The 17,757-nt window shown below is 71.4% G+C and carries 15 protein-coding genes and 2 tRNA genes; 8 read left to right on the top strand and 9 right to left on the bottom strand.

What is annotated here, in order from left to right:
• The first annotated feature begins 12 nt into the window (after positions 1-12).
• Positions 13-1,233, top strand: coding sequence for a fibronectin type III domain-containing protein (locus tag BJ975_RS03895; protein ID WP_179423828.1), 1,221 nt, complete (start codon positions 13-15; stop codon positions 1,231-1,233).
• Positions 1,234-1,358: 125 nt separating this feature from the next.
• Positions 1,359-4,064 carry an Ig-like domain-containing protein gene (locus tag BJ975_RS03890; RefSeq protein WP_179423826.1) on the top strand — a complete coding sequence of 902 codons (2,706 nt, stop codon included), beginning with the start codon at positions 1,359-1,361 and terminating at the stop codon, positions 4,062-4,064.
• 62 nt (positions 4,065-4,126) lie between these two features.
• Here BJ975_RS03890 and BJ975_RS03885 read toward each other — a convergent pair whose 3' ends face one another.
• Positions 4,127-4,765, bottom strand: coding sequence for an FMN-dependent NADH-azoreductase (locus BJ975_RS03885; RefSeq protein WP_179423824.1), 639 nt, complete (start codon positions 4,763-4,765; stop codon positions 4,127-4,129).
• Positions 4,766-4,849: 84 nt separating this feature from the next.
• Here BJ975_RS03885 and BJ975_RS03880 point away from each other — a divergent pair, with 84 nt between their 5' ends.
• Entirely contained in the window at positions 4,850-5,371 is a 522-nt protein-coding gene (locus BJ975_RS03880; protein WP_179423822.1) for a MarR family winged helix-turn-helix transcriptional regulator, read from the top strand.
• Positions 5,372-5,504: 133 nt separating this feature from the next.
• Here BJ975_RS03880 and BJ975_RS03875 read toward each other — a convergent pair.
• The 3 genes from BJ975_RS03875 to BJ975_RS03865 all read right to left on the bottom strand — a co-directional run bounded on the left by BJ975_RS03875 (position 5,505) and on the right by BJ975_RS03865 (position 7,415).
• Positions 5,505-5,580 (bottom strand) — tRNA-Glu (locus BJ975_RS03875).
• A 42-nt stretch (positions 5,581-5,622) separates the two neighbouring features.
• Positions 5,623-5,694, bottom strand: a tRNA-Gln gene (locus BJ975_RS03870).
• A gap of 113 nt (positions 5,695-5,807) precedes the next feature.
• A complete protein-coding gene (locus BJ975_RS03865) occupies positions 5,808-7,415 on the bottom strand; it encodes a class I adenylate-forming enzyme family protein (protein WP_179423820.1) in 1,608 nt (535 codons plus the stop codon).
• Positions 7,416-7,469: 54 nt separating this feature from the next.
• Between BJ975_RS03865 and BJ975_RS03860 the strand changes: the two genes are divergently transcribed.
• From BJ975_RS03860 to BJ975_RS03850, 3 genes are all read left to right on the top strand, one after another.
• On the top strand, positions 7,470-8,300 hold the full coding sequence (locus tag BJ975_RS03860) for a TetR family transcriptional regulator (RefSeq protein ID WP_179423818.1): 831 nt from the start codon (positions 7,470-7,472) through the stop codon (positions 8,298-8,300).
• Between the two features lie 171 nt (positions 8,301-8,471).
• The gene (locus tag BJ975_RS03855; RefSeq protein WP_179423816.1) at positions 8,472-10,130 is read left to right on the top strand and encodes a class I adenylate-forming enzyme family protein; all 1,659 of its coding nucleotides are present in this window, start codon (positions 8,472-8,474) and stop codon (positions 10,128-10,130) included.
• Positions 10,131-10,176: 46 nt separating this feature from the next.
• Positions 10,177-11,508, top strand: coding sequence for an MFS transporter (locus tag BJ975_RS03850; protein ID WP_179423814.1), 1,332 nt, complete (start codon positions 10,177-10,179; stop codon positions 11,506-11,508).
• A gap of 58 nt (positions 11,509-11,566) precedes the next feature.
• Here the strand turns inward: BJ975_RS03850 and gltX are convergent, their stop codons facing one another.
• Genes gltX through BJ975_RS03835 form a run of 3 tightly spaced genes read right to left on the bottom strand, consistent with a single transcriptional unit; the run spans position 11,567 to position 14,709 of the window.
• Entirely contained in the window at positions 11,567-13,036 is a 1,470-nt protein-coding gene (gene gltX, locus BJ975_RS03845; protein ID WP_179423812.1) for a glutamate--tRNA ligase, read from the bottom strand.
• A complete protein-coding gene (locus tag BJ975_RS03840) occupies positions 13,029-13,808 on the bottom strand; it encodes a fumarylacetoacetate hydrolase family protein (protein WP_179423810.1) in 780 nt (259 codons plus the stop codon). Before BJ975_RS03840 ends, gltX begins: the two co-directional genes overlap by 8 nt.
• Positions 13,809-13,860: 52 nt before the next feature.
• Complete coding sequence (locus BJ975_RS03835; protein WP_179423808.1) at positions 13,861-14,709, bottom strand: NAD(P)/FAD-dependent oxidoreductase; 849 nt, start codon at positions 14,707-14,709, stop codon at positions 13,861-13,863.
• Positions 14,710-14,762: 53 nt separating this feature from the next.
• Between BJ975_RS03835 and BJ975_RS03830 the strand changes: the two genes are divergently transcribed.
• Complete coding sequence (locus tag BJ975_RS03830) at positions 14,763-15,188, top strand: MerR family transcriptional regulator (protein WP_179423806.1); 426 nt, start codon at positions 14,763-14,765, stop codon at positions 15,186-15,188.
• Between the two features lie 98 nt (positions 15,189-15,286).
• Here the strand turns inward: BJ975_RS03830 and BJ975_RS03825 are convergent, their stop codons facing one another.
• Both BJ975_RS03825 and recO read right to left on the bottom strand, forming a co-directional pair.
• A complete protein-coding gene (locus tag BJ975_RS03825; RefSeq protein ID WP_179423804.1) occupies positions 15,287-16,042 on the bottom strand; it encodes an isoprenyl transferase in 756 nt (251 codons plus the stop codon).
• Positions 16,042-16,770, bottom strand: coding sequence for a DNA repair protein RecO (gene recO / locus BJ975_RS03820; RefSeq protein WP_179423802.1), 729 nt, complete (start codon positions 16,768-16,770; stop codon positions 16,042-16,044). The genes BJ975_RS03825 and recO overlap by 1 nt, the downstream gene beginning before the upstream one ends.
• A gap of 53 nt (positions 16,771-16,823) precedes the next feature.
• Here recO and BJ975_RS03815 point away from each other — a divergent pair, with 53 nt between their 5' ends.
• Positions 16,824-17,756 carry a 1-aminocyclopropane-1-carboxylate deaminase/D-cysteine desulfhydrase gene (locus BJ975_RS03815; RefSeq protein WP_179423800.1) on the top strand — a complete coding sequence of 311 codons (933 nt, stop codon included), beginning with the start codon at positions 16,824-16,826 and terminating at the stop codon, positions 17,754-17,756.
• The last annotated feature ends 1 nt before the right edge of the window (position 17,757 follow it).

Raw genomic sequence — 17,757 nt, 5'->3', positions numbered from 1 at the left:
GAAGGAGTCCTCGTGACCTCGAAGTCCCTGCGCCTGCCCCGGCCGCTGCACCTGCTCCTGGCGTTCGCGCTCGCGACGACCATCCTGCTATCCGGACAGGGCCTGCTCGTGCCCGCGAAGGCCGCGACCATCACCTGGGTCGACGGCGGTGACGACCAGCCGTGCCTCAACGACGACATGGGTCGCGCCCTCGATGCCCTGCCCGCCGACCAGTGGTGCACGCCGATCAGCGGCTGCTACCAGGACGACGACGGCAAGTACGTCCTGCCCAGCCGGAAGACGGGCATCTGGCAGGGCAACCCGAACGACGTGAAGTACGCCGACGAGATCAAGGCCGAGCCGACTCCGAAGCCGACCGCCAAGCCCACGACGAAGCCGACCGCCAAGCCCGTCGCCAAGCCCACCGCGAAGCCGACGACCAAGCCGACGACGAAGAAGTCGGTCGACACGGGTGCGCCGACCACGACCACCGACAGCCTGGGTGTCGACGAGAACGAGGTCGTCGCCGAGGGCGCGCCGTCCGCGCCCGCCGCGCCGGTCCTGACGGTCGACGGCAAGGACGTCACGGTCACGTGGCAGGCCGGCCCCGACGCCGAGCTCGAGAGCGTCACGGGCTACGTCCTGCGCTTCAGCGGCGCCGACCCGGTGCAGCTCGACGCCGCGACCACGACCCACACGTTCTCCGACCTGCCCGACGGCACCTACCGCGCCGCGGTGCGCGCCGTGAACGAGGCCGGCGAGTCGCCGTCCTCTCCGCCGTCGGAGATCGCCACGGTCGGCAAGCCGGTCACCGAGGTCGTCGGCACGGTCGCCGTCACCGGTGACCTCGAGCCCGGCGCCGCGGTCACCGTGACCGGCACTGGCTTCGCCGCCGACGTCCCCGAGCTCACCCTCGAGCTGCACTCCACCCCGGTGGTCCTGGGCACGGTCGCCACCGACGCCAACGGCGGGTTCACGACCGCGGTCACGATCCCCGAGACGGTCGAGACCGGCGAGCACTCGCTGGTCGTCCTCTTCGACGGCACCGAGATCTCCAGCACGCCGGTCGAGGTCGGCGGTGCCGAGGTGGCCGCGGCCGCCGCGGTGACCGAGGTCGCCGAGACCGTCCCGCCGCACACGGGCCTGGCCATCCTGGTCGTCCTCGCGCTGGCCGGCGTCGCGTCGCTCACGTGGCACGTGCTGACCGGCCGCCGTCGTGCGGCGCGCACGCGACTGGCGGAGGTGATCGCCTGACCACGGCGATGTGCAGGACGGCTGGATCGCCCGACATGCACACGCCCGGCGATCCAGCCCACCGACCCACGAGAACACTCCCCTGAACCGGCCTGCCCAGTGTGGCAGGAGAAAGCGACACCACCATGACCACCTCCCTCCGGCGCCCTGTGCGGCGCGGACTCGCGGCCGCCGCGGTCGGGGCCCTGACGGCCTCGCTGCTGGGCCTGGCGACGACCACCGCGCACGCCGCGGCGCCCGTCCCCTCCCTCGGCGTCACCGTGGACTACTTCGACGACGTGTACGACGACCTCGGCGCGAACAGCGTCTTCGAGACCGTGACGATCGAGCGCTTCGAGTACCTGCTGAAGAACCAGACCGGCAATATCGCCTTCTTCATCGGCGACCCGTCCGACCCGTCGAGCCAGGCCACGATCGCGCACGTCAACCGCGTGGCGAAGGCCCAGGGCATCTCGAAGGTCTACAACTTCACGCCCAAGCTCGATGGCGACACCCTGAACGTCTGGGACCTCAGCCGCTCCGGCCTCAACGAGGCCGGCCGCACGTTCTACGGCAACGTGGGCAACCGGCTGATCACCGACTACCTGAACAAGGACGCGCAGACCTCGTTCACGAAGAACGCGGCCAGCGACCCGTACCTGTTCGTCTACAACAAGGACCGCGTCGACGGCGGTGTCGAGGACCGCATCGTCGCCGCGCTGGGCGGCGCCAAGACCGCAGCCGACCTCGACACCCCGACCGAGGTCGCGGCGTACGAGGACCAGGTCGAGGACGTGCTCGGCAGCGTCTCCAGCTACGCCACCAACACGAACTTCCAGTTCCAGAAGGACGAGGTCAACCGCCGCCACAGCGCGTCGTACCCCACAGCGGAGACGCACGGCGGCCAGATCCTGACCGACGCCGACGGCACGGACGGCTTCCGGATCCAGACGCTCACCTACCCCGAGCTCATCCACCTGCTCGGCAAGCCCGGCGACATCCCGCTGCTGTTCGGCGGCACGTGGTGCCACAACACCCGCGCGATCATCAAGGACGTGAACGCGGACGCCCAGCAGTACGGCGTGAAGACGGTCTACAACTTCGACTTCTCGCTGTTCTCCACCGGCAACGGCGGCTCCGACCTCGGCCACATCCGCGACAACGCGGCCGCGACGACCGAGGACGGCACCCTGAAGGCGTCGCGTCCGTCGCACCTGTACGGCGACCTCGTGAACACGTACCTGCCGAACGCCTCCACGCAGTACCGCACGGCGCAGGACGTCGCCGACCTCGGCGGCGGCAGCGTCAACGCCGTCTCGTACTACCCCGGCGGCGACACGACCAAGGAGCTGCGCCAGGCGCGCAAGATCCAGGTCGGTCACGTGCTGACGTACAACAAGGACCACGTCGACGCGCTCGGCAACCCGGCTCCGGTCGTCGACCAGGCGATCCGTCGCAACGACGACGGCGGACACACCGAGCACATGACCGAGTGGTGGTACGTCGCCGGCCGTGATCTGGAGAAGGGCGACCCGACCCTCCGGGGCGCGCTGAACCCCACCAGCGAGACGGGCGCGAACTCCCTGCAGAGCCAGCGCGCGTTCGCCAAGGAGGCCATCGACGAGATCCACACGGTCTTCCGCGGGTTCGCGAAGCAGGCGCACGCCAGCACCACCACCGTGGCCGAGGTCGGCCCGGTCTCCGTCGGCGGCACGCCCACGCTCGACGTCTCGGTCGCCGCGGCCGGCTACGCGCCGTTCATCTCGCTGAACTCGGCCAACGCCAACACGCCGCTCGTCTCCGACACCGGCAAGCCGTCCGGCTTCGTCGCTGTCTTCGACGGTGGCCAGAAGGTCGGCCAGGCGCGTCTGAAGCGCAACGGCACCGCCTCGATCGTGCTCCCGGCCCAGCCGGCCGGCGAGACCGACCTGACGGTCCGCTACCTCGGTCGAGGCGACGTGATCGAGCCCTCGCAGGCGTCCGTCTCGTTCGCGGTCGCGGGCGATCCGTCCACCACGACGCTCAGCGTTCCGGCGTCGGTGACCCACGGCGCCGGCGGCTCGGTGACCGCCACGGTCACCGAGGGCGCCACCGGCTCGGTGCGACTCACCGGCCTGCCCGGCGAGCCGCTCACGGCCGTGATCGAGGACGGCACGGCCACCTTCACGGTGCCGGCCACCACGCCGGCGGGTCGCCACTCGCTCGTCGCCCGCTACACCGGTGACGACAAGTACGGCGCGTCGGAGTCCGAGGCGGCGGAGCTCGTCGTCGCGAAGGCGAACGCCACGCTGAAGGCCACGGTCGCCGCGACCCGTTACGGCACGGCTCCGGTCGTCCGGACCACCGTCACCGGTCCCGCGGGCGTCACGCCCAGCGGCACCGTCACGGTGACCGCCGGCGGGACGTCGTACGTCGGTCGCCTCGACGCCGCGGGCCGCGCCAACGTCTCGCTGCCGCGCACCCTGACGCCGAAGGCCTACGCGCTGACGATCGTCTACGGCGGCAACGCCAACGTCCGGGCGGCCAGCACCACGGCGCGCGTGACGGTGGCCAAGGCGGCCGTGCGAGGCGTCTCGCTGAAGCCCCGCAAGACCGTTCGCGCCAAGAAGGCCACCGTCGCCACGGTGACCGTCACGACGCCGAGCGGCCTGGCCAAGGCGTCGGGCAAGGTCCGGATCGTGCTCAAGCGCGGCTCGAGCACGAAGGCCGTCGTCGGCACCGTCCGCTCGGGCAAGGCCACGGTCAGGCTCCCGAAGCTGACGAAGGGCACGTGGAGCGCCAAGGTGTCGTACCTGGGCAACACGGCCTACGCCGGCAAGACCGCCAGCACGAAGATCAAGGTGAAGGGCTGACCGTCCCACACGAGCGAGGGCCCCGACCGGTGACGGTCGGGGCCCCTTCGCGTCTGGGGGACTCAGGCGGCGCGGGCCGCGAGGTCGGCGCCCGCGGACGTGGCGGCCTCCTCGGCCGTCTTGCGCATGATCGAGGCCATCTCGGTGAACTCGTCGAGGGCCGGGTTCACGCCGACGAGGGTGAACTCTCGCTCCACGACGGTCAGGTCGGCGCCCCAGATGTCCACCAGGATCCGGCGCAGGAAGTCGGTGTTGTGGTCCCAGCCCTCGCGCGGGGTGCCGGGGCCGTAGGCGCCACCGCGGGTGGTCACCAGGACGGTCGGGGTGCCCTCGAGCAGGCGCGTGCCCTGCGGGGCGCCGGCCAGGGCGACGTCGATCCACGTCTTGGCGTGCTGGGAGATGCCGAAGTTGTAGAGCGGCATCGCGAGGACGGCGAGCGAGGCCTGCTGCAGCTCGTCGGCGACCTGCTCGGCGAGGGCGATCGCCTCGCGCTGGGCGGCGTTGCGGTCCTCCTCGGGCGTGTAGCTGCCGGCGATGGCACCGCTCCACACCTCGGCTCCGAGAGGATGCTGGCCGAGGTGACGGCGCACGACCGGGACCTCGGGCCGGGCGGCGGTGAACTCGTCGAGGACGAGATCGGCCAGCGCGCTGCTGGCGGACATCGGGCCCTGGATGCTGGCGTCGACACGAAGCAGGGTCATGCGGGTCTCCTTGACTTGAATGTTCAAGTCGACCCTACGTCCAACCCGCTTGAACGTTCAAGCCCAGGGGGTATCCTGTTCTGCGTGACCTCCGACACTGCCCCCTCCGACACGACGGAATCCGTGCGCTGGCTGACGACCGAGCAGCAGGAGCAGTGGCGCGCCCTCTTCGGCCTCCTGTCGACGCTGCCGAGTGCCATCGACGCCCAGCTCAAGCGCGACGCGGGCGTGAACGCGTACGAGTACCAGGTGCTCGCGGCGCTGTCGCAGTCCCCCGGTCACACCATCGGACTCTCCGTCCTGGCCGAGGAGGCGCGCGGCTCGCTGTCGCGGCTCTCCCACGCCCTCACGCGCCTGGAGAAGGCCGGCTGGGTCGAGCGGTGCCCCGCCGCCGAGCCCGGCGGCCGCCGGATGCAGGCGCGGCTCACCGAGACCGGCCTGGCCAAGATCGAGGCGATCGCACCCGGTCACGTGCGCGAGGTGCGCCGGCTCGTCATCGACGTGCTGACCGACGAGCAGCTCGCGGCCCTGGGCGACGCCGCCCGCGCGATCGCGGCCGTCGCGGGCGAGGGCGCCGAGACCTGCACCGAGGGCCCGGCCTGCTGAGCCTCCGGCACACGCATCTTGGTACCAAGGCGCCCCTGGGACGACCCGAAGGTCGGAGGATCCGTCCCACCTGCGGCGCATTCCACCCAGAAATGGAGAAGGCCCCCGATCCGAGGATCGGGGGCCTTTCTGCTGGTAGCCCCGACGGGATTCGAACCCGCGCTACCGCCTTGAGAGGGCGACGTGCTAGGCCGCTACACAACGGGGCCAGCAGTGAGAAACGCTACCAGATGCTCTCCAGTAGGTCCTCGCTGGGGTACTAGGACTCGAACCTAGAATGGCGGTACCAGAAACCGCTGTGTTGCCAATTACACCATACCCCATGGGGGTATCGGATCCCTGCCTCGCGGCAGCGCTCCGAACCAAGAGATGACTTTACCGGACACCCTCGCGTGCGCCCAAACCGGGGATGCTCGCGTGTCGTGTGATGCGCGCTTCACCCCAGCGCGGAGCGCCGGATCTTGCCCGTGGCGGTGCGCGGGAGCTCGGCCACGAACTCCACCTCGCGGGGGTACTTCGTGGGCGCGAGGATCGAGCGGCTGAACTCGATCAGCTCGTACTCCGACACCGACGCGTCGGGCTCGAGGACGACGTACGCCTTCGGCGACTGGCCGCGGTACTGGTCGGGGATGGCGACCACGGCCGCCTCGCGGACGTGCGGGTGCGTCATGAGCGCGGCCTCGATCTCGCGCGGCCAGACCTTGAAGCCGCTCGCGCTGATCATGTCCTTGCTGCGGTCGATCACGTAGAACCAGCCGTCGGCATCCATGAAGCCGACGTCGCCGGTGCGCAGCCGACCCCCGCCGAAGACCTCGGCGGTCGACATCGGCTTGTTCAGGTAGCCCGCCGCCACCTGCGGCCCGGAGACGACGATCTCGCCGACCTCGCCGGGCGCCAGGTCGGCACCGTCCTCGCCGACGATGCGGACCGTGGTCCCGAAGACCGGGACGCCGATCGACAAAGTCCGGGTGTCCTCGTCCACGGGCGTGCGCAGACCTCGCGGGACCGCTGCCACCGCCGAGGTCGCCTCGGTGAGGCCGTAGACATTGTGGATCGGCCGGCCGAAGCGCTCCCCCAGGCGCGCGGCCACGTCGGGCTCCACCGGCGCGCCGCCGGACCAGAGCTCACGGAAGCTCGCGAAGTCGTCGGGCGTCACGTCGGGCAGCTCCGCCAGCCCGATGTAGGCGGTGATGACGGCGATCGTGAACTCGGGACGGTGACGGCGGATCGCGTCGAGCACCACGTCGGGGCGCACCCGGTGCGTCAGCACGAGCGTGGCACCGATGCGCAGCGTCACCGCGACGTGCCCGATGAGGCCCGTCACGTGGAAGATCGGGCTCAGCCCCAGCACGACCGCGCCGTCGCGCAGCCGGGCCCACTGCCGGTAGACCGAGGCGTCGAACTCCACGTTGGCGTGCGTGTTCACCGTGAACTTCGACATCCCGGTGGTTCCCGAGGTCGGCACGAACACCGCCGGCCACGCCGGGTCGAGCTCGGTCGCGACCGGGTCGACGCGGGTCGCCACGATCCGCGCCAGCGAGGTGGCGTCGCCACCGACCTGGGCCGGGGAGCCGTCGAAGTCGGTCCGGGTCGTGACGACGACCGGTCGGTCGCGCAGGCGGGACACGCGCGAGCCGTGCACCTGGAGCAGCTCGTCGAGGATCACGACGGCGTCGGCGTCGCACTCGTCCAGCAGGTGACTGAGCTCGGGCGAGGTCGCCAGCGGCGACAGCGGCGCGGCCACGGCACCCAGCTTCCATGCCGCGACGACGGCGACGAGGAACGCGGGGTTGTTCTGCAGCATCAGGGCGACGGTGGAGGCGGGACCGAGCCCGGCGTCGCGCAGGTGCGCGGCGAGCGAGTCCGCCATCGCGTCGAGCTCGGCGTACGTGATCGCGCCGTCGAAGTAGCGCACCGCGACGCGGCCCGGCTGGCGCGCGACCGTGGCGCCGAAGTGGTCCATGAGGGTCAGCCCGCTGGCCGCGAGGTCGACGTCGCCGTCGGGGTACCAGGCGGTCCAAGGGCGCCCCTCGCCCGCGCTCATGCCGCCGCCCGTGGCCGGACGAGAAGGGCAGGTCGGGCCGGTAGAGTCCGCTGCGTGACCGAGACGTCCGGGGCTCCCACGGTCGGCGCCGCGATCCGCCTCGCGCGCCAGGCAGCGGGCGTCACCCTGCGGGACCTGGCCTCCACCGTGGGCGTCAGCGCGGGCACCATGAGCGCGATCGAGAACGACAAGGTCGGGGTCAGCATCGCCCGCCTCTCGCAGATCGCCTCGGCACTGGGCACCGAGACCGCCCACCTGGTCATGCAGCCTCCCTCGGTGTCTTCCGCCGGGACGCCCCCGTCGCTCGACCGGCCGCGTCCGTGGCGCGCCTCGTCGACGATCCGACTCGACAACGTTACCGCCGCCGCCGTCACGGTGTTCCACGAAGCGGGCTACCACGGCGCCACCATGCGGGCGATCGCCGCGACGGCCCAGCTGAGCGTCGCCGGCGTCTACCACCACCACCGCAGCAAGCACAGCATCCTGGTCTCGGTCTACGACCTCCTGCTCGACGAGTTGCAGGCGCGCGTGGCCGCGGCGGCCGAGGACGGCGCGACCCCGCACGACCGCGTCGTCAACGTCGTCGAGGCCATGAGCACCTTCCGCGAGCAGCACCCCGAGCTGGCTCGCGTGGCGGACTCCGAGCTGCGCAGCCTCGACGAGCCCGAGAGCGGGCGGATCGCGGCGCGGTGCCGCGGCGTCTACGACACCCTGCGCGTGCACGCCGACGAGGCCCTGAACGCCACCGGCGGCGCTCCCCTGTCGGCCGACGAGTTCAGCGCGGCCGTCCTGCGGCTCGCGGGGGTCTCGTGGCTGATTCCGCCCGAGATCCGAGGCGGAAGCACGCTTCCCGTCACCCTGGCCGAGGCCGTCCTGCGACGCTGACCGCCGTCGCGTGTTCAGGTCGCCTGAACTGAACACCTGAACACGGAATCGGCGGTTTTGCCGTCAGGACAGCGGTGATTACTGTTCCCTGCGTCACACCCGAACGGTCGTTCAGTGAGTTCAGCGAGTTCAGTCCGCTGAACCTGAACGGCTCGCCTCACGAGGAACTCGATGTCCGACTCCGTCACCCAGACCCGCCCGCCGTGGCTGTCCGGCTACCCCGAGGGCAAGCCCGAGACCATCGTCGCCGAGTACGCCACGTGCCTGGAGATGTTCTCCGCCGCGGTCGAGCGCGGCGCCGACGCTCCCGCCGTGCGGTACTTCGACGGCACCCTGACCTACGCCGAGGTCGACGCCCTCACCGACGCGATAGCCGCGGTCCTCGTCGAGCGCGGCTTCGTGCCCGGTGACCGCCTCGCGCTGTACCTGCAGAACGACCCGGCGTTCCCCCTCGGCCTCGTCGCGGCGTGGAAGGCCGGCGGCATCGCCGTGCTCGTCAACCCGATGAACAAGCAGCGCGAGGTCGGGAACCTGCTTCGCGACTCCGGCGCCGTCGCCCTGCTCACCCTCGACGACCTGTACGCGACAGTGGCCCGCGACGTCGTCGACTCGGGACAGACCTCGGTCACGACCGTCATCACCACCTCGGCGACCGACTTCCAGACGCGGAACGACCCGCGCGTGCTGGGCACCGATGCCGTGGTCACCGAGGGCACCCTGCGGCTCACCGACGTCGCCCGGACGCACGCCGGCCGTCGCGTCCCCGCTCCCGACCTGGGCCCCGACAGCATCGCCGTCCTGACCTACACGTCGGGCACGACCGGCCTGCCCAAGGGCGCCATGAACACGCACGGCGCGATGACGTTCAACACGCAGACCTACCGCGACTGGATGGACCTGCCCGAGGGCGCCGGCGTCCTGGCCATCGCGCCGCTGTTCCACATCACCGGCCTCGTCGGGCACGCCACGCTGGCGATGCTGCTCGGCGGGCCACTGGTCCTCACGCACCGCTTCGAGCCGCTCTCGATGCTCGACGCCATCCGTGAGCACCGGCCCTTCTTCACGATCGGCGCGATCACCGCACTCGTCGCCCTCACCAGCGCCGAGGGAGCCACGCGTGACGACTTCACGTCCCTCGAGGTCGTCTACTCCGGTGGCGCCCCGATCCCGCCGTCCGTCGCCGACCGGATCGAGGAGGAGTTCGGGTTCTACGCCCACAACTTCTACGGCATGACCGAGACCACCTCCCCCACCCACGGCGTCCCCCGCGGCCTGCGGGCGCCCGTGGACCCGGTCTCGGGCGCGCTGGCGGTCGGCTTCCCCGTCTTCAACACGCACGTGCGCGTCGTGGACGAGGACGGCGCCGAGGTCCCCGTGGGCCAGATCGGCGAGTTCGCCACCTCCGGCCCGCAGGTCATCCCCGGCTACTGGAACAACCCGGAGGCCACGGCGGAGGCGATCATCGACCGCGAGCTGCGCACGGGCGACATGGGCTTCATGGACGCTGACGGCTGGTTCTTCATCGTCGACCGCAAGAAGGACATGATCATCGCCTCCGGCTATAAGGTGTGGCCGCGCGAGGTGGAGGACGTCCTCTACGCCCACCCGGCCGTGAAGGAGGCCGCGGTCGTCGGCGTCGCGCACGAGTACCGCGGCGAGACCGTGAAGGCCTACGTCGCCCTGCACTCCGGCGCCGAGGCCACCCCCGACGAGCTCATCGCGTTCTGCCGGGAGCGGATGGCCGCCTACAAGTACCCGCGAGAGGTCGAGGTCCTCGACCGCCTCCCCCAGTCCGTCACCGGAAAGATCCTGCGTCGCGAGCTGCGCTGACGCCTCCCCCTCCACTCGACTCACCCACTCCAGAAAGGCCCGGGTCATGACCGACCTCAAGACCGCCGAGATCGCCGGCGCACGCAAGAAAGCCGTGTCCGCCGCCGGCATCGGCAACTTCGTCGAATGGTTCGACTTCGGCATCTACGCCCAGTTCATCACCATCATCAGCATGAAGTTCTTCCCCAGCGACAACCCCACCGCGTCGCTGCTGTCGGGCTTCGCCGCCTTCGCGGTCGGCTTCCTCGCCCGCCCGATCGGCGGCATCATCTTCGGCAACATCGGCGACCGCGTCGGCCGCCGTACGGCCCTGTCCGGCGCCGTCCTGCTGATGTCGGGCGCGACCGTCGCGATCGGCCTCACCCCCAGCTACGAGTCCGTGGGCCTGCTCGCCCCCGTCCTGCTCGTCGCCTGGCGCATCCTCCAGGGCCTGTCGGCCGGCGGCGAGTACGCCGGCTCGGGCAGCTTCATCATCGAGTACGCGCCGTCGCACCGCCGCGCGCTGTTCGGCGCCGTGAACCCGATGTCCGTCGCCCTGGGCACCGCCGCCGGCGCGACCGTGGGCCTGGTCGTGACCCAGTCGATGAACGAGGCGTCCCTCGAGAGCTGGGGCTGGCGCATCCCGTTCATCCTCGCCGGTCCGGTCGGCCTGGTCGGCCTCTACCTGCGCCTGAAGATCCAGGAGACGCCCGAGTTCGAGGCCGTTCGCGAGGCCGCCGCCGAGGCGGTCCACCCGCCGATCGTCCGCGCCTTCCAGGAGGGCCTGCGCCCGATGATGGTCGTCTTCGCCTGGTCGATGGTCACCGCGGTGAGCTTCTACCTGCTCGGCGGCTACATGGTGGCGTACAACACCGAGGAGCTCGGTCTCGGCCGGGTCGACGCGCTGACCTCGTACATCGTCGCGCTGCTGGTCTTCGCGATCTCCTGCCCGCTGACCGGCCTGGCCGCCGACCGCTGGGGTCGGCGTCCGGTCGCCATCGCCGCCGCCATCGGCCTGGCCGTGGCCGTGATCCCGTCGTTCCACATCATGGGCATGGGCGGCCTCGGTGCCACCATGCTCGGCCAGGGCCTCTACGGCATCTTCGCCGGCGCGATCGCGCTGATCACCCCGGTGATCATGGTCGAGCTGTTCCGCCCCGAGATCCGCTACACGGCGAGCGCGCTGGCCTACAACATGGCCTTCGCCCTGCTCGGCGGCACGGCGCCGCTCGTGGCCACGTGGCTGATCGCCCGCACGGGTGACCCGATCTCCCCGGCCTACTACGTGGTGCTGTTCGCCGCGGTCGGCCTGGTCGCGGTGCTGGTGGGCCTGAAGGGCTACTACGCGAAGGACAGCATCCGCTCGCTGCAGATGGGCACCGAGGCCGACAAGGTCTGATCGCCCGGAGACGACGAACGCGGTCCACCCCAGCCGGGGTGGACCGCGTTCTCGTGCGTCAGAGGACGGCGTCGAGGCGTGCGAGCGAGGTCTCGCGGCCCAGCAGCTCCATCGACTCGAACAGCGGCGGGGAGATGCGACGGCCGGTGACCGCGACGCGGACCGGGCCGAAGGCGAGACGCGGCTTGAGGCCGCGCTCCTCGACGAGGGCCTGGCGCAGGGCCGCCTCGATCGACTCGGTGGTCCACGCGTCGAGGCCGGACAGCGCCTCGCGGGCCGCCTTCGCGACCTCGAGGCCGTCCTCGTTGAGCTGCTTGGCGGCGTCGTCGGGATCGACGGCGAAGTCCTCGCCCGCGAACAGGAAGCCGAGCATCTCGGCGGCCTCGGTGAGCAGGTTGCTGCGCTCCTGCACGAGCGGCGCGGCCTGCGTCACGAGCGCCTCGTCGACGCCCTCGGGCAGGTACGGCAGCAGCCGGCGGACGAACTCGTCCGGGGCGAGCAGGCGCACGTGGTCGCCGTTGATCGCCTCGCACTTCTTCAGGTCGAAGCGGGCCGGGTTGGGGTTGACGCGCTCCACCTCGAATGCGGCCACCATCTCCTCGAGCGAGAAGATGTCGCGGTCCTCGGCGATCGACCAGCCGAGCAGGGCGAGGTAGTTCAGCAGGCCCTCGGGCAGGAAGCCCTGGTCGCGGTAGCCGAGCAGGTTCGACTCGGGGTCGCGCTTCGAGAGCTTCTTGTTGCCCGCGCCCATGACGTAGGGCAGGTGGCCGAACCGCGGCGTGAAGCCCGAGCCGACGCCGATCTCGCCGAACGCCTCGTACAGCGCCATCTGGCGCGGGGTGGACGACAGGATGTCCTCGCCGCGCAGCACGTGCGTGATCCCCATGAGCGCGTCGTCGACCGGGTTGGTCAGCGTGTAGAGCGGCTGGCCGTTGGCGCGGACGATCACGAAGTCCTGCACGTTCTCGGCGCCGAACGTGATCTCGCCGCGGACGAGGTCGTCGAAGGTCCAGTCGCGCTCGGGCATCTTGAAGCGGATGACCGGCTGGCGGCCCTCGGCCTCGTACGCCGCCTGCTGTTCGGGCGTGAGGTCGCGGTGCAGTCCGTCGTAGCCGCTCGGGCGGCCGGCGGCGCGCGCGGCGTTGCGGCGCTCCTCCAGCTCCTCGGCGGTGTCGTAGGCCTTGTACGCGAAGCCCGCGTCGAGGAGGCGCTGCGCGACGTCGGCGTAGACGTCCATGCGCTGGCTCTGGCGGTAGGGGCCGTTCGGGCCGCCGACCTCGACGCCCTCGTCCCAGTCCAGGCCGAGCCATCGCATGACGTCGATCAGCAGGTCGTAGGACTCCTGGGAGTCACGGCTGGCGTCGGTGTCCTCGATGCGGAAGACGAAGCGCCCACCGTGGTGACGCGCGAAGGCCCAGCTGAACAGTGCCGTGCGCGCCATGCCGACGTGCGGGTTGCCGGTCGGCGACGGGCAGAACCGGGCGACCACGTCGCTGCCGGTCGCGGTCGTCCAACGGGTCTCACTCATCTGCCACCACCGGGTTCGTCAGGGTGCCCAGGCCGTCGATCGTCACGGCCACGTCGTCGCCGGCCACCATGGGGCCGACGCCGTCGGGCGTGCCGGTCAGGACGACGTCACCGGGCAGGAGGGTCATGAAGCTGGTCACGTACTGCAGGATCGTGGTCACGTCGAAGACCATGTCCGACGTGCGGCCGTCCTGCTTCGTCTCGCCGTTGAGCGTGGTGCGCACGCGGACGTCGGAGGGGTCGAAGTCGGTCTCGATCCACGGGCCGAGCGGGCAGAACGTGTCGAAGCCCTTCGCACGGGCCCACTGGCCGTCCTTCTTCTGCAGGTCGCGCGCCGTGACGTCGTTGGCCACGGTGTAGCCGTAGATCACCTTGGGCGCGTCCTCGGCCGTGAGGTTGCGGCAGATGCGGCCGATCACGATCGCGAGCTCGCCCTCGAAGTGCACGTTCTGCGACTGCTTCGGGTAGAAGATCGGCTCGCCCGGACCGATCACCGAGGTGTTCGGCTTGAGGAAGATCAGCGGCTCCTCGGGGACGTCGCCGCCCATCTCGGCGGCGTGCGCGACGTAGTTCTTGCCGACGCACACCACCTTGCTGCGCGGGATGACCGGCGCCAGCAGGCGCACGTCCTCCAGCGCCAGCTTCTCGCCGGTGAGCTCCAGCGGAGCGTAGAGGGGGTCCCCCTTGAGAGGGGCGATGATCGGGGTGTCGCCCTCGGTGCCGACGACCCCGAAACGGGGGTCGTCGTCACCGGCGAATCTGGCCACGCGCATGCGCTCCAGACTACCGAGGTCCGCGCGGTCCGCCCGACCCGGACCGCGCCGCTCAGCCCTGCGCGGACTCGGCGAGGGCGAGGGTCCTCACGACGCTCGCCCCGGCGGTCAGGCCCGCCGCCGCGGCACCCAGCACCGAGGCCATCGGCATCGGCAGCTGCTCCACGTGCGCGAGGTCGCCCGCGGCGAAGACGCGCGGGTGGCTGGTCTGGCCGAGGACGTCGATCCGGATGCAGCCCGACGGCAGCAGCTCGAGACCGAGCTGCTCCGCGAACGGGGCCGCCTGGGCGAACGCCGGGTGGACGAACAGGCCCGCCACCTCGACCGGCTCACCGGTCGCGCGGTGCACCCGGACGCCGTCGCCGGTCCGCTCGATCTTCGTGACCTCACCATCCTCGAAGTGCACGAGGCGCGACGCGATCGGTGCCAGCATCGCGGTCATCATCGGCACGTGAGGTCCGGTGCCGGCGAGGCCGATCACGCGACCCGAGAGCTCGTGGCCGTGGCAGAACGGGCACGCCGCGACCTCGCGACCCCACGCCTCCTCCAGGCCCGGGATCGAGCCCAGGTCGTCCTTCAGGCCCGTCGCCAGGATCAGCGTGCGGGCGTGGATCGGGCCGCCGTCGGTCTCGGCCACGAAGCCGTCGCCCTCCTCGCGGACGGCGTGCACCGTGGTGTCGCGGAGCTCGACGGTGTCGTACGCGGCAAGGTCCTCGCGGGCCAGCCGGCGGATCTCGGCCGGCGCTCGACCGTCGTGGGTCACGAAGTTGTGGGCGTGCTCGACCGTGCCGTTGCGGTAGCGGCCGGAGTCGATGAGGACGGCGGTCCGGTGCATGCGGCCGAGCGTGAGCGCGGCCTGCAGCCCGGCCGGTCCGCCGCCGATGACGAGCGCGTCGTACATGGTGTTCCCCTCTCGAATGGAATAACGAGACGAGCCTGCGACTTCAGGTCGACATGAAGTCAAGTCAGTCGATCGGGGACGTCGCCGCGCGGTTCGGGCTCGAGACCCACGTGCTGCGGCACTGGGAGGACGTGGGACTGCTGCGGCCGGCCCGCGACGGTGCCGACCGGCGCCGCTACGGCGACGACGACCTGGTGCGGGTCGCCGTCATCCTGCGCAGCAAGGCCGCCGGGATGTCGCTCGAGCAGATCGCCGTGCTGCTCGACGAGGAGGCGCCGTCGCGCCACGAGGTGCTGGAGTCCCACCTGGCCGACCTCGACCGGCGCATGCAGGAGATGGAGCGCTCGCGCGAGATGACCGAGCACGCCCTGCGCTGCCGCTCGCACGACATCACCCAGTGCCCGCGGTTCCGCGGCTTCGTCACCGACGTCCTCGCCGGCACGACGCGCTGGTCGCTCGACGGTCCCGCCACCGCTTAGCGACGCGAAATGTGTAGCGGTGTCCACCGGGAATCCGGCCATGTGGCCTCAGAAGAGTGGAGAGCGCTACACATCTCGCCCGCCGGAGGCGGGGTCGGTCAGGCGGAGCCGTAGCGGCGCTGGCGCGTGGCGTACTCCTCCACCGCGGCCCACAGGGCGCGGCGGTCGACGTCGGGCCACGCGATGTCGCTGAACACCAGCTCGGCGTAGGCCGACTGCCACGGCAGGAAGTTGCTGGTGCGCTGCTCGCCGGAGGTGCGCCAGAAGAGGTCGACGTCAGGCATCCACGGCTCGTCGAGGTAGCGCGCGAAGGTGGCCTCGGTGATCTTCTCGGGGTTCAGCCGGCCGGCCTTGACGTCGCGCGCGAGTGCCGCGGCGGCGTCGGCGATCTCGGCCCGGCCGCCGTAGTTCACGCACATCGTCAGGGTGCAGACCGTGTTGTCCTTGGTGAGCTGCTCGGCCTCCTCCAGCTCGCGGATGACGCTGCGCCACAGCCGGGGGCGCCGGCCCGCCCAGCGGACGCGGACGCCGAGCTCGTGCATCTCGTCGCGGCGGCGGCGGATGACGTCGCGGTTGAAGCCCATCAGGAACTTCACCTCGTCGGGCGACCGCTTCCAGTTCTCGGTGCTGAAGGCATAGGCGCTGACGGCCTTGACGCCGATCTCGATCGCGCCCTCGACGACGTCGAACAGCGCCGCCTCGCCGGCCTTGTGGCCCTCGGTGCGCGGCAGTCCGCGCTCCTTCGCCCAGCGGCCGTTGCCGTCCATGACGATCGCGACGTGCTGGGGCACCTGCTCGGGGGCGAGGCGCGGCGGGGTGGCCCCCGACGGGTGCGGGGTGGGGTTTCGGGGCATCAGCGATCCACGTGGGCCAGGGAGCGCAGGCCGCGCTCGAGGTGCCAGGACAGGTAGTTGGCCACGATGCCCCCGGCCTCGCGGCGGGACCGCTCGTCGGCCAGCCCGACCGCGCTCCAGTCGCCCACGAGCAGCGCGGCGAGCAGGGCCACCGTGGTGGCCGACGGGACCGAGGAGCCCGGCACGCGGCAGCCGTCACACAGCATGCCGCCGGATCCGGCATGGAAGTGGCGGTGCGGGCCCTCGAGGCCGCAGCGGGCGCAGCCGTCGAACGACGGGGCGTAGCCGGCGATCGCGAGCGACCGCAGCTGGAACGAGTCGAGCAGCACGCCGGGCGGCTGGCGGTGCTCGGTGAGCGCGCGCAGCGCCCCCACCAGCAGGTGGTACTGCGGGACCGAGGGCTCGGCGGTGTCGGCGACGAGACGCTCGGCGGTCTCCAGCATCGCCGTGCCCGCCGTGTAGGCGCCGTAGTCGGCGCCGAGGTGCGAGGCGAAGGGGTCGATCGTCACGACCTGGGCGATGACGTCGAGCGAGCGGCCCTCGGCGAACTGCACGTCGACGTGCATGAAGGGCTCCAGGCGCCCGCCGAAGCGGCTGGAGGTCTTGCGGACCCCGCGGCCCACGGCCCGCACGACGCCGCGTCCGCGCGTGAGCATCGTGACGATGCGGTCGGCCTCCCCCAGCTTCTGGGTGCGCAGGACGACACCGGAGTCGCGATAGGTGCCCACCGCTCCATTCTGCCCCAGTCGCGGTCGTCCGCCGGTGTGGCACGCTCGGGTCCATGGACCTGAGCGATCGCCCCCGCGCCCACCTCGGCGTGTGGCCCACGCCCCTGCAGGACGTGGACGGACTCTGGATGAAGCGCGAGGACCTCAGCGGCTTCGGCTTCGGCGGCAACAAGGTCCGCAAGCTCGAGTTCCTGCTGGGCGCGGCGGTCGCCCGCGGCCAGCGCCGCGTGGTCACCTTCGGCGCGCTGCAGTCCAACCACGTGCGCGCCACCGCAGCCGCCTGCGCCCGCCTCGGGCTGCACCTGGACGCCATCGCCGTGCAGGCCGTGCCGCGGACCGACGCGGACTACACGGGCTCGGGCAACGCGTTCCTGACCGAGCTGTTCGGCGCGACCCGCCACGTCGTGGCCGACGACGACGCCGCGGGCGCACTCGCGCTGGAGCTCATGGCCGAGCACGGCGACGACCTCGCCGTGATCCTGCCCGGCGGCTCGGACCGCATCGGCGTCCTCGGTCACGTGGACACCGCGCTCGAGCTGTACAGCCAGCTCGAGTTCGACCCGCACGAGATCGTCGTCGCCGCGTCCACGTGCGGCACCATGGCGGGCCTGGTGATCGGGCTCGCCGCCGCCGAGGTCGACACGGTCGTGCGCGGAGTCTGCGTCTACCACTCGCTCGAGCAGACCGAGGCCCAGCTGCGCGACCTGCTGGCGCAGGCGTCCGACGAGCTGGGCGTGCCCGTCCCCGACGACGACCGCTGGGTGCTCGACGACTCTCAGCTCGGCGACGGCTACGGCATCCCGTCGCCGGCCGGCCTGGCCGAGATCCACCGCCTCGCCACCACGCGCGGCATCGCGCTCGATCCCGTCTACACGGCGAAGGCGTACGCGGCGCTGCCCGGCGACCCCGAGCTGCGCCGCCGCACGGTGTTCCTGCACACCGGCGGCGGCCCCTCGCTGTTCGCGTACCGCTCCGCGCTGGGCTGAC

Origin of the sequence: Aeromicrobium tamlense, assembly GCF_013408555.1 — a bacterium.
Classification (GTDB): domain Bacteria; phylum Actinomycetota; class Actinomycetes; order Propionibacteriales; family Nocardioidaceae; genus Aeromicrobium; species Aeromicrobium tamlense.
The sequence above is the reverse complement of the archived record's forward strand: the minus strand, read 5'-3'. Positions and strand labels throughout refer to the sequence as shown.